The 12,909-nt window shown below is 39.4% G+C and carries 8 protein-coding genes and 1 pseudogene; 8 read left to right on the forward strand and 1 reads right to left on the reverse strand.

Translation table 11 applies throughout. The annotated features are described in order from the left end of the window. Positions 1-182: 182 nt before the first annotated feature. The 4 genes and pseudogenes from M9892_06020 (at position 183) to M9892_06035 (ending at position 6,479) form a co-directional block, all read left to right on the forward strand. Positions 183-674 (forward strand): hypothetical protein, encoded by a 492-nt coding sequence (locus tag M9892_06020; GenBank protein MCO5253899.1) that lies wholly within the window; start codon positions 183-185, stop codon positions 672-674. Between the two features lie 441 nt (positions 675-1,115). Next, a pseudogene (locus M9892_06025) lies at positions 1,116-1,250 on the forward strand (invertase). 58 nt (positions 1,251-1,308) lie between these two features. Beyond that, the gene (locus M9892_06030) at positions 1,309-2,364 is read left to right on the forward strand and encodes a Fic family protein (GenBank protein MCO5253900.1); all 1,056 of its coding nucleotides are present in this window, start codon (positions 1,309-1,311) and stop codon (positions 2,362-2,364) included. Between the two features lie 482 nt (positions 2,365-2,846). Further along, complete coding sequence (locus M9892_06035) at positions 2,847-6,479, forward strand: tetratricopeptide repeat protein (protein MCO5253901.1); 3,633 nt, start codon at positions 2,847-2,849, stop codon at positions 6,477-6,479. Positions 6,480-6,481: 2 nt separating this feature from the next. Here M9892_06035 and M9892_06040 read toward each other — a convergent pair whose 3' ends face one another. Then, positions 6,482-7,912, reverse strand: coding sequence for a S1C family serine protease (locus M9892_06040; protein ID MCO5253902.1), 1,431 nt, complete (start codon positions 7,910-7,912; stop codon positions 6,482-6,484). A gap of 133 nt (positions 7,913-8,045) precedes the next feature. On the opposite strand from M9892_06040, the gene M9892_06045 reads away from it, so the two are divergent. From M9892_06045 to M9892_06060, 4 genes are all read left to right on the forward strand, one after another. Further along, on the forward strand, positions 8,046-9,983 hold the full coding sequence (locus M9892_06045; protein MCO5253903.1) for a caspase family protein: 1,938 nt from the start codon (positions 8,046-8,048) through the stop codon (positions 9,981-9,983). A gap of 52 nt (positions 9,984-10,035) precedes the next feature. Continuing rightward, positions 10,036-11,106, forward strand: a complete 1,071-nt coding sequence (aroC, locus tag M9892_06050; protein ID MCO5253904.1) for a chorismate synthase — start codon at positions 10,036-10,038, stop codon at positions 11,104-11,106. 85 nt (positions 11,107-11,191) lie between these two features. Then, complete coding sequence (gene murB / locus M9892_06055; GenBank protein ID MCO5253905.1) at positions 11,192-12,214, forward strand: UDP-N-acetylmuramate dehydrogenase; 1,023 nt, start codon at positions 11,192-11,194, stop codon at positions 12,212-12,214. 5 nt (positions 12,215-12,219) lie between these two features. Then, positions 12,220-12,906, forward strand: a complete 687-nt coding sequence (locus M9892_06060; GenBank protein MCO5253906.1) for an RluA family pseudouridine synthase — start codon at positions 12,220-12,222, stop codon at positions 12,904-12,906. Positions 12,907-12,909: the final 3 nt, after the last annotated feature.

Here is a 12,909-nt window from a genome sequence, read left to right on the forward strand (position 1 = left end):
CTATCAAATTGTTATGGCATTTTTTGTATTCTAATTTTTATTTTACTTTTGAGTCGTGCAACAGGTACAGCGGTTTGGCAAACGTGGCGGTTCAATGCTTCGAATGAACTTTGGTGCTGAAAATCCGCCACTTCGGCAATACCCGGACGTTATAGGTAATTGAAAGAACACAACAGACTAATATGAAATTAATTAAGAACCCACTTGTAACGTTTATCATTATGTCAATATTTTTTGCTTGTAAAAAACCTTGCAATCAAAGTTTAAGAATTGGAGAAATCGTGGAAATACCTATTGAATTTAAAGGTTTCACAATTACTGAAATAAACAACATTTTAGTATACCGAGTTGACAATTCAAATACAAGCTCAATTGACACTTTTATTATGAGAAATATCCTTTGGGCTAATGAAGCTCGTTCAACAAATGAGATTATTACTGACACGGATTTATCAAATCAACTTGGATATTATGCGAGTTACCTTGACAACTGTACGCTCATTTTTGATTGGCACACCGGAAAAGACACGCTATTAAATATTGAAATTAAAAAATCTCAAGAGAAAATAAAAGGATGCCATGAAAACGACCCGAACGTAAGAATAGACAAATTATCATTTATACATAAAGGAAGGACTATTCATAAAAATGAATCAATCCAAATCAACAAGTAATATTTGATACCAATGAAAAGGAATAAACCAACCGGTCATAACACAGGCTCGGCACAATGGGGGGGGGAGGTTCCATCGTCAAATATCATTCAGTCGTAGTTGGTGTTGTTGCCAATCCAAAAAAATTGTCAGGCTGAGTTTCCTGCTTCAGCAGGAAGTATCTAAGCCAACAATTTTTAGAAAAAAATTTTCAGCCGTGGTTGGTTTTGTCACCCACCACTCCTAAAAATCAGCAGAAAATGGTTAAAACCATTGTAAATACATTCGTGCACATCAATAGCCCACGGTTTAAACCGTGGGCTATTGATGAAAATGCAAAAACAAAAACCGTTTGAACGGTTTTTAATTATACATTAGAACAATCAATTATGCCATTTTCATTCAATAAAATATGGATACTCAACATTCAGGAGTGGTTGGTGACAACACCAACCACGGCTGAAAAAAATACAAGAATTGTTAGACAAAAAAGTGTCGTATTCCGTAATCGGCAGAATTTTGGGTGTACACAGATTGACCGTAAGCAGTTTTGTGAAAGGCGAAAGATTAAACACGAACACATTAACTTGCCTCTGAAAATTGCTATCTTTGTAATGGTATTAGTAACACTAAATACAGCGTACAGGCAAGGTAAATGGAAAACTTTGATGAATATTTAAGACAAGGCGAACCGAACAAAGCAGAAAAAGCGAAAGTTTGGAAAACGGCAATCGGCTTGCAACAAGTGGATGGACTGAAACCGTCTGATTATTTGATAGCAACCGCCAAACAAAACATTGAAGGCGATATTACTATTGACGAAGTAAAAAAACGCATTGACAATTACTACCAACAGCACCCCACCCAAACAACCGAAGACCGCACCGAAGAAGCCGATAAAGTTTCGGCACGTATTGCCGAAATGTTAAGCGAACAAACTTTCACTTTTTCGCCTGCCGAATATTTGTCCATCCATCGCAGATTGTTCACGGGCATTTACAAATTCGCAGGAAAAATTCGTAATTACAACATCACAAAAAAAGCATGGGTGCTGAGTGGCGAAACAGTTCTCTACGCAAGTGCCAACAGTCTGAAAGCAACGTTGGAATATGATTTTGAGCAAGAGAAAAAATTCAGCTACAAAGGATTAAGCGAGCAGGAAATTATTGAACACATTGCACATTACATTTCTTACTTGTGGCAAATTCACATTTTTGGCGAAGGTAACACACGAACAACAGCCATTTTCTTAATCAAGTATTTACGCAAATTGGGGTTTAAAGAAGTGAATAATGATTTGTTTGCCGAAAACTCTTGGTATTTCCGCAATGCATTGGTGAGAGCGAACTACGAAGATTTATCCAAAAGCATTTACAAAACTGAAAAGTTTCTTCTTCGCTTTCTATCAAACTTATTACTCAAAGAAAATTATTTGCTTAAAAACAGAGAAATGCACGTTCAGTACGCTGACCTTGTAAACACGCAAAATGACCCTGTAAAAGCAGAAAACGACCTTGGAAATGACCCTGTAAAAGCAAACATCTTGCAACAATTACGACAAAACCCCAAAGCAAATTATACTCAACTTGCTGAAAAGACAGGCTATTCCACAGCAACAATAAAGAGACATATTCAGGAACTTAAAAAATCGGGTGTCATAGAACGCATCGGCAGCGACAAAACAGGATATTGGAAAATAATTGAAAAATAAGCCAATGCTTTTGGTGGCACATTTACTCACGTCTTTTTTATTTTCCAAAAGGTGTTCGTGATTTAAAAATTGCAAACCGCACAAGCCAACGCAAGGAAAATTGGTTTTAAAAAAATTTTCCTATGCTTCAAAAAAATAAAAAACAACAAGCGGACAGAAACCACACCAGCATCCAACAAGGGTTTTTGCAAGAGAGCGGGATAACGTCTTCGCATCAACATTTTTGTTAAATTTGAAGTTCGGTTCTTTGATTGAGCGTTAGTGCTAAAATCCGCTCCCTCGCAAGGCTTCAAACCGTTGTCACCCATCACTCCAAACACCTTCATCAAAATATCTATAATACTACAAAAATTCAATATTCTTTATTTGTGCAGCCGTGAGTGTAGCTTACACCTTAATCATCCCTTATCATCCGCCATTACTAAAAAAATAATTATTAAACTCGTTTTTTAATAAGTTTGTAACTTCAAATCTAATTGGGTATGAAAAATACACTATTATTCATTTTCTTCACCCTCCCCTTCTATCTGTCTGCTCAACAGATTCCGCCCATGAGTCCCAACAAAATGATCAATGGACAGCGAGAAGGAGATTGGGTTCTTTGGTATGACTCTTCGGATAACATGGTTCAGCGGATTGAAGAAACATATTATTATCGAAAAATATTTTTCAAAAATGGCAAACCCCAAGGAATTGTGCGCGATTACTATCCGGGCGGGAAGATTCAATGGGAAGGCACGCTCCTTTCCATTGACCCTGATGTATTTGATGGTGCATGTACGGCTTATTACAGAAACGGAAAAATTCAAATCAAGTGCGCGTATGTATTAGATGAATTGGACGGCAGTTTCGAGTCATATTACGAATCCGGACAACTTGAAATGCGAACTACATTCAAAGCAGGCAAAGAAGTTGGCAAGATTGAAACTTACTATGAGAATGGGCGAAAGCAAACCGAAGGATATTACGAAAATGGTGAGATGGTAGGGGATTGGGTTTGGTACAGAGAAAATGGAAGTATCGAGACCAAGGGTAATTACTCATTATCGGACGAGGAAAAAGTCTGGGAAGCTAAAAATAATACCATGATGGATTATTATGATGCCGGAGAAAACAAAAAAGCATTAACTGCCGGGGATGATTTATTAAATTATACAAAGAAAACCTTCGGCACCAATCATATTTATTACGAAACAGCCCTGAACAACCTTGCAGGAGTGTACGACAATTTAGAACAATACGACAAAGCACTTGCACTGTATCTTGAATCTTTAGAAGTAACGCTAAGAGTCGTAGGCAAAGAACATCCTGATTATGGCACACGCCTGAACAACCTTGCCTCTTTATATCAAAGAATGGGAAATTATGAAAAAGCACTCCCCTTGTTTATAGAAGCCTTGGAATGTGCTAAAAAATACCTCCCAAAAGACGACCCTTCTTATGGTATAAGGTTAAGTAATCTTGCTGTTTTGTATAATGATATGGGAGAATATGACAAAGCACAACCTTTATATGAAGAGGCGTTAGAAGTTACTAAAAAAGCGGTTGGCGAACGCGACCCTTCGTATGGAATACGGCTCAACAATATTGGTATCTTTTATACCCAGATCGGGCAATACGACAAAGCCTTATCCTATTTAACAACGGCATTAGAAAACACCCGTAATAATTACGGGACAGAGCATGCAAGTTATAGCACAAGCCTTAACAATCTTGCGATGTTATATGAAAAAATGGGGCAATATAACAAAGCTCTATCCATGTATGAAGAAGCCTTAAACATCACTGCCAAAACACTCGGCAAAGAAAATTCGCAATATGGTATATACTTAGACAACATTGCGGGGCTTTACCATCATTTGGGACAATATGACAAAGCTTTAGCCATGTATGAGCAATCAATCGCAATCAAGAAGAAAAGTCTTGGCACTAACCACCCTGACTATGGTTCCGGATTGAACAACCTTGCTAATCTATACCTCTCTATGGAAGATTATGATAAAGCAATGCCTTTATTCCAAGAATCACTCAAAATCTTTAAGAGTTCGGTAGGCAAAGAGAGTCCGCAATACGCAACAGCCCTTAACAATATTGCTAATATATACCGATATCAGGGCGAATATGACAAAGCCTTAGCGTTGTATAAGGAATCCATTAAAATTACTGAGAAAAAATTCGGCAAACATCACCCCGAATACGCTGTAGGACTGGGCAACCTTGCACTCATGTATGATTTTATGGGGCAATATGAAAAAGCGCTCCCTTTGTACGAAGAAGATTTGAATATTAAGAAAACAACGTATGGCGTGAACCATCCGAGCTACGGACTGAGTCTCAACAATTTAGCCGGCATATATCAAGTTACAGGCAATACAGACAAGGCGTTCCAACTTTACAAGGAAGGTTTTGAAAACCTCAAAATGCAAATCACCCAAACATTCAGTTTCCTTTCGGAACAAGAGAAAGAAAAATTCATAAAAAGTGTTGAATACAATTTCCCTACCTATCAGAATTTTTTTACAAACTACTACAAAACAAACCCACAAGTTGCAAGCACTGCTTATGACATAGAGCTAATGAACAAAGGATTGATTTTGTATTCTACTCAAACCATGCGACAATCTATTGAAAAAATTAGTAATCCTGAAGTTTTGCAGATTTATGATGCGTGGCTCACTAAAAAATCTCAATTATCTGCACAATACACATTACCGGTGGCAGAACAAAGTTCAAATTTAGCCAAATGGGAAACAGAGGCAGAAAATCTTGAAAAACGTCTGCTGCAATATTCAAAAGAGTTGGGCAACAATCTGCAAATAGGTAAAACAACGTGGCGCGATGTTCAACAAAAACTACTGCCTTGGGAAGTAGCTATTGAGTTTGCTAATTTTGAAGATTACAATGGCGCAACATGGTCAGACACCGCACATTACGTAGCAATCATAGTGCGCAAAGACGACAAACAACCCATCATTGTACCCTTGTTTAATCAGTATGAGATGGACAATCTGCTTAGCAATGCCGGCAATGGTGTCAACGGAGTGAACAATCTGTACAGAGGCTCAATTGCTAGTTCTACCGTTCAACATGATTTAAGCAAAATCTATGATTTGGTGTGGAAACCCATTGAAAAATATATCAAAGGAGGGCAAACTGTTTATTTTTCCCCATCGGGTACTCTCAATCAAATTGCATTTGCAGCAATCGTAACTCCTGACGGCAAATACCTTTCAGACAAATATTCACTCAAACAAGTCAGCACGACCGCCAAAATTTTGGACAATGATAAAACCATCAAATTAAACGATCTCGCCCTATTTGGCGGAGTCAACTACGATTTGTCGTCTGACATCATGGCTTCATCTGCGCGTAAAATCAAAGACAACGGAACATTTTCATCCGGTTCATTTACCCCCATAGCCACAAGAGGAGGCGAATCTTGGGACTATTTGCAAGGAACTCTAAGCGAAGTGCAGAACATAAAAAATATTGCTGAAAGAAATAAAATACGGATTGAGTACTTCTCTGGAAATAACGCATTAGAAGAGCAATACAAAGCCCTGAACGGCAAACATTCTCCAAGCGTACTGCATATTGCCACTCACGGATTTTTCTTTCCCGACCCCAAGCAAAACAAGCAAGACATTAACAAAAATATCAAGATGGGACAAGAGCAAATCACATTCAAGACATCAGACAATCCGCTCAACCGTTCGGGTTTGCTCTTTGCGGGAGCTAACAACACTTGGCGAGGACAAGGTCAAACGGCTGGTGTGGATGATGGAGTGCTGACCTCTTATGAGGTTTCTACTATCTCGCTGCCCAACACACAATTGGTTGTGCTCTCTGCGTGCGAAACCGGATTGGGAGACATTAAAGGAAGTGAAGGTGTATATGGATTGCAACGTTCGTTCAAAATGGCCGGAGTCAAATATCTGATTATGAGCCTGTGGCAAGTACCTGACAAAGAAACTGCTGAGTTTATGGAGTATTTTTACGGAAAACTTTTTGCTATCAAAAATATTGAAGAAAGTTTTGAGTTAAGTCAAAAATATATGAAAGCTAAATACCCTAATGAGCCTTACAAATGGGCTGCGTTTGTGTTGGTTAAATAGCTTCAATACCACAACATGGTCTGATAAATGTCGTCCTTTTCTCCAAAATACTGAGTATAGGTTTTTGGCGTATTATGATAATCATTCTCAGCAACAAAAACATACTCCACCCCTCCTCTCATACCATAAATACGAAGTAATGTACCTAAATCGGCAAGCGTTGTGATACGCCATAAATCTTTAGAGGACGAACCTCCGCTTGTCATAAAGTACGTGGTTCTTGAACTGCCCATTCTTACCTTGTCATCCATATATACTTTTACTTGTGGGGAGTTCAAATCCACCGTAAAACTCGGGATTTGTTGTAGTACCATGCTTGCCAGTTTCTCAAGGTGTTCAGTGGCTAATTCGGTCGATTTGATATTTGCATCCAAATAAGCTCCTTTGTTGAACATACGCAGTTTAACTACTTCACCCGGTTTGATTTTTTCAAATTCTCCGAGCGTTTCTTCTAAATTCCTTACTTCAACCCCGTTCACCCCGGCAATAGTCCATCCAATATAAGTACTGAGTTTAATTGCAGCATCCGTGCCCGGTGTAAGGCGGGAGATTATTGGAAGCTCATCAATCTGACTTGTCAAGCCCCATCCTTCTTTGGTCTTCCCCATTCTCCATCTTTGTTTGAGTTCAATACCCAAATAAGCTCTAACGGGTTTACCTTTTAGAATAATATCATCCACCAACCTCATAGCTAAAGGAGATTCCAAGGCAAAATTAATTTGCTGCATCTGGAAAGATGTTCCATCAGGTGCATCTGCAAACGCAATCTGAGAGTTTATACCTACAACCTGCCCTTCTTCATTGATCAATGGGCCTCCGCTGTTTCCCCAGATGAGGGTTGCAGTTGTTTGGATAAAGCCGTATTTTCCTGTAACCCCGCCTCTAACCCGATTGACAGCACTAACAATTCCATCTGTTACAGTGTAGGGATAAACGCCAAGCGGATTGCCAATGGCATAAACTTTAGAAGCGATTGCAGGTAGTTGAGGTGCAAAAGCCAAGGTCAGCAACTCTTTACCCGGTTTATCAACAAATTCAAGTACGGCAAGGTCATAAAAAGAATCACCGCCCAACACTTTTACTTCATATTTTTTTCTGTTATAGGAATAAATATATAAGCTACCCGTCTCATCCGATGCACTCTCAACCACATGTGCATTGGTGATAATATACATTTTACCATTTTTTTCGATAATAAAACCGGAGCCAGAACTGACAGCATCAGTTAATTCTAACGATCTTTGGTATGCTTCCTCCATTACCTTACCACGAAATCCCATTAACATTTTGCCGGAAGGCATTGCCTTTTCTACAGAAACAGTAACAACCGCGCTCAGCGCATGTTCTATTTTGTTTGAAATATTTTGTGCCTGAACAAATAGGGTTGGTATCAATAGCAGCACCAAAAACCCGTACTTTATTATGTGTCTCATGTTACTTGTGGTTTAATCTGACAAAAATAAATAATTATTATTTTTCATACCTTCATTAATTTTATTAAAACCGAGTTTTTGAATTAAATTTGAAGCAGTCATTGAAAACCAAATCACACAGTTTGAAATTACTATGAAAAAACTCTGTTATCTCCTGGTCATATTACTCAATACATTCTCACTTACTGCAAAAAAATATGCCTTGATTATTGCAATAGGTGATTATCCGACAGAAACCAAATGGGGTAAGATCAGTTCACTGAAAGATGTTCCTTTGATTAAAAGTGCGTTGTCAGGACAGGGATTTGCTGAAAGTGACATTAACGTTCTGACGGACAGTGCAGCCACAAAAAAAGGAATTTTAGAGGCTTTGACTCAGCTTCAGAACAAGGTAAAAAAGGGCGACATAGTGGTGATACACTATTCCGGACACGGGCAGCAAATATTTGATGACAACGGTGATGAAGCAGACGGACTTGATGAAGCCTTAGTTCCTTTTGATGCCTTTGCGGAGTACAGCGAACAATACCACGGTCAAAATCATATACGAGATGATGAACTCGAAAATATTATTGCAAATTACAGAAACAAAGTAGGCAAAACAGGGCAAGTTCTATTTATTATGGACAGTTGTCATTCCGGTTCCATGACGCGCGGTCAAAAAGCCAGAGGCGGCAGGGGTGCACTTGTGCCACCGGATTGGAGTGTAACCGACACAAAACAATCTCCAAAAGGAAGCGGACTCATCGAAAATGCTAAGGTAAATGCGGATGCTGCACCATTCATCATGATATCAGGGGCTTCTGCCAATGAGCTCAATTATGAGTATCAAGGTTATGGCTCTCTCAGCTATTCTTTCTCACAAGCTATGGCGCACCTTGGAAAAGACGCCACATACAGACAGTTATTTGCAAAAATACAAGCGCAAATGCAAGTTGTGGCTCCTTATCAAAATCCTGTAATTGAGGGCGATATTGACTATGAATTATTCAGTGGAAATTATACAACTCAACAAACATATTATACCGTCAAAAAAATAGAAAGTCCGACTTCTTTGTTAATTCCATTCGGCAAATTGCATGGATTGTTTGATGGTACAGAAGTTTGGGTAATGCCCTCAGGAGTAACCAAAGCCGATTCAAACAAAGCGATTGCCAAAGGCACAATTAATGGAGCTGAATACACAGAATCCGTTGTTACACTTGACAGAAATTTAGCGGCACAACAAGAGAAAGACCTTTGGGTGTTTGTAAACAGACCTTCTTACGGAGATATGTTTGTGAAAGTATTTTTTGATTTGTCGGTCAAGAATCTTCAAATCATAGAAAGCGTTGAGGATTTTTTGCACAAAAATCATCTGGGCGAAATTGTACAAGACCAACTCACATCTGACTTAACCGTTCTTTATCTGAAAGGTACATACACGATTGCCATTACATCAAGCTTACAAAGCATAGAAAACACAGTAGCCACACGAGGCGCATCAGAATCAGACCTGCTCAACAACCAAATTTTTAAATATGCACAAGGCTTGTATCTCAAAAACCTCCAACTCAACAACCAAAACTACGAATTCTCTTTCCGTTTAATTCCGGTCAACTCCGAAAATTATCAAAACAACGAACCCAACCGGATTTTAAAAGTTGTTCCCGGCAAAGACCAAATGTGGTTAGAAGTTACCAACACAAGTAGTTATCCGCTTTATATCAGCATAGTAGAAATTAACAGCAAAGGCGAGATTGCTTCGTTTTTCCCTCACCAAAATTGCCAATTAAACAACCAAGAACGCATGATTCCGGCACACCAAACATACGTATTCAAACGCTGTGTTTATTCGTTCAGCGAGCCTTATGAAAAACTTGTGCTCAAAGGCTTTGCCTCCCCTTTTCCTTTAGATTTGCAACCCACAGTCGAGAACAAAGGCACTAATTCTCGCGGAGCCAATTCCAATCCCTTAGAGAGGTTTATAAACAATAGCTTTCAGACTACGCGCGGTTCCTCTGCTCAGTCAAACTCCTATGGTGTTGATGGATATAGCACAGAATTTATTTACGAGATAATCAAGAAGTAAACTTCGTGTAATCACACTGCCGAACCAATTCTATTACTAATTTTGCGCATCGATGGCATCCAACAGTCTGGGCAATATTTTTAGAATTACTTCATTTGGCGAGTCACACGGTGCAGGCATAGGAGTCGTTATAGACGGGTTACCCTCCGGCATTGCCATTGATAGTGAGTTCATCCAAAAAAGACTGGATGAAAGAAAGCCCGGCAGTTCAGCTTATGTAAGTCCGCGTAAAGAAGATGACCGATTTCAAATACTTTCCGGTGTATTTAATCAAGAATCTACCGGTAGTCCCATTACAATCTGGATTCCGAACACAAACCAAGCACCGCAAGACTACAAGCACTTGAAAGATGTTTACCGTCCTTCTCATGCAGATTTTACCTATCAACAAAAATACAAAAATCGCGATTATAGAGGCGGAGGCAGGGCATCTGCCAGAGTAACCGCAGGCTGGGTAGCAGCAGGAGCAATTGCCGAAATCTTTCTCAAAAATTCGGGGATTGAAGTTCTCAGTTATGTCAAACAGATTTATACTCATCAAATTCCTGATGGGTTAAGCATAGAACAATTACGCCAAACCGACAATCCTATTCGCTGTCCACATCCCCCGACCACAGAGAAAATGCAACAAGCTATCACGCAAGCCTTAAATGAAAAAGACAGTTTGGGAGGTATTGTGGCTACACAAATACTCAACTGTCCGATTGGGCTTGGAGAACCTGTTTTTGAGAAATTTCAAGCCAATATCGGAAAAGCCATTTTTTCTCTAAATGCAGTAAAAGGCTTGCAATTTGGCGTTGGCTTTGAGATGAGCAGCAGAAAGGGTTCTGAAGTCAATGATGAATGGCTGGCAGAATCTAATCAATACAAAACCAAAACAAATCACTCAGGAGGATTGCAAGGCGGTATCAGCAACGGCATGCCCATTCTGTTTGAAGTAGCATTCAAACCGACTGCCACTATTGGCAAACCCCAACAGACCATAGACATCGAAGGTAATCCCGTGATTATAGAAGCAAGCGGAAGACACGACCCTTGCGTAGTTCCTCGTGCAGTTCCAATCGTGCAGGCACTCACATGGCTTGTGTTAGCGGATTTGTGGTTGATGGCAAAGCATGAGTAATGGTCGCGTTATATGTTTCAGAAATTGAATTATGATTGAACCCATCGAAGTTTAAATGAGCTTGTTTTTATCATAATTTCGCCACATGCAAATTCTCGAAAATGTTTCGCTGAAGCCTTATCAAACATTTGGACTTGATGTGAATGCCAAAGCATTGACAATCATCACTTCGCAAGAATATTTTTGGAGAATCTGGACCAATCCTTCATTCAAAAACCAAAACAAACTGATACTCGGTGGTGGCAGCAATGTCCTCTTCACATCGGATTATGACGGACTTGTGATTGTCAATCAAATCAAGGGGCGTGAGATAGTAAAAGAAACTCAAGAACATGTTTGGATAAAATTTAAGTCCGGGGAGAGTTGGCACGAGAGTGTTTGTTGGATGTTAGAGCAAGGCTGGTCCGGGGTAGAAAACATGTCGTTGATTCCCGGCACCATTGGTGCGGCACCCATGCAAAATATCGGGGCTTATGGTGTAGAACTCAAAGACATATTTGATTCATTAGAAGCCATTGATTTATCCAATGGCAACATCGTAACCTTTAGGTCAGCAGAATGTAATTTCGGCTACCGTGACAGTATTTTCAAGACCACACACAAAAACCAATATTTCATTTCTGCTGTAACCCTAAAAGTCAACAAGCAGCCTCACTACCATATTGAATACGGTGATATCAAAGCAACTTTGAGTGAAATGCAAATTACAGAATCACAAATCAGTCCAATGAATGTGAGCAAAGCTGTGATTAAAATCCGACAAAGTAAATTACCCGATCCGCGTGAACTTGGAAATTCCGGTAGTTTTTTCAAAAACCCCAGTATCCCTACTGCACAATTTGAATCATTGCAAAAAAATCATCCTGATATCAAAGGGTATCCTAGCGGAGCGGGCATGACCAAAGTCCCTGCCGGATGGCTGATTGAACAAACCGGCTGGAAAGGCAAAAGAATAGGCAATTGTGGCAGCCATGCTAAACAAGCCTTAGTATTGGTGAATTATGGCGGTGCGCATGGAAGTGAAATCTATCAACTGGCTCAACAAATTCAACAGTCCGTATTGGATACATTTGGTATTTCAATTACACCTGAGGTTAATATTTACTAATCACTTTGGAATTTAAGGAAATCAAAAAACGTATTCTGTTTGAAGATAATCATATTCTTATCTTCAACAAGCCTGCCGGATTACCGGTGCAGGGAGATAAAACCGGAGACGAATGTCTGTTGGATGTAGTCAAAGATTTTATAAAAGAGCGCGATGCCAAACCCGGTAATGTGTATTTGGGCTTGGTTCACAGACTCGACCGTCCCGTATCAGGCTTAGTGGTTCTGGCAAAAACAAGCAAGGCGTTGAGCAGATTGACTGAAATGTTCCGCGACAGGCAGGTACGAAAAATTTATCATGCCATTGTAAACGGTATTCCATCTGCAGATGCAGCAACCCTGACCCATTATCACAGAAAAGACGGTGAAAAAAGGATAGCTATTTTGAGTAATTCTCCCAAATCAAATACCAAGCCGGCTGTATTGCATTATCAATTACTCAAGCATTTTGCCGGAAATAGTTTGCTTGAGATTGAATTAGAAACAGGGCGTTTTCATCAAATCAGAGCACAACTTTTCAAAAATGGCAACTATATTATTGGAGATTTGAAATATGGCGCAAAGAAACCCAATCAAGATAAATCTATTTATTTACACGCACGTTCTATTGAGTTCGAGCACCCTGTAACCAAAAAAACAATTAAAACTAAAGCACCTTATCCCAAAAATCAGCTTTGGGAGCATTTTGGATAATTT

This window comes from Bacteroidota bacterium, from assembly GCA_023957335.1.
Taxonomy (GTDB): Bacteria; Bacteroidota; Bacteroidia; order NS11-12g; family UBA955; genus JALOAG01.

What these genes read in the sequence shown, in the direction of transcription:
- M9892_06030 (MCO5253900.1), top strand. Translation starts at nt 1,309, where the DNA reads ATGGAAAACTTTGATGAATATTTAAGACAAGGCGAACCGAACAAAGCA.
- M9892_06040 (MCO5253902.1), bottom strand. Translation starts at nt 7,912, where the DNA reads ATGAGACACATAATAAAGTACGGGTTTTTGGTGCTGCTATTGATACCA.
- M9892_06020 (MCO5253899.1), top strand. Translation starts at nt 183, where the DNA reads ATGAAATTAATTAAGAACCCACTTGTAACGTTTATCATTATGTCAATA.
- murB (MCO5253905.1), top strand. Translation starts at nt 11,192, where the DNA reads ATGCAAATTCTCGAAAATGTTTCGCTGAAGCCTTATCAAACATTTGGA.
- M9892_06045 (MCO5253903.1), top strand. Translation starts at nt 8,046, where the DNA reads ATGAAAAAACTCTGTTATCTCCTGGTCATATTACTCAATACATTCTCA.
- M9892_06035 (MCO5253901.1), top strand. Translation starts at nt 2,847, where the DNA reads ATGAAAAATACACTATTATTCATTTTCTTCACCCTCCCCTTCTATCTG.
- aroC (MCO5253904.1), top strand. Translation starts at nt 10,036, where the DNA reads ATGGCATCCAACAGTCTGGGCAATATTTTTAGAATTACTTCATTTGGC.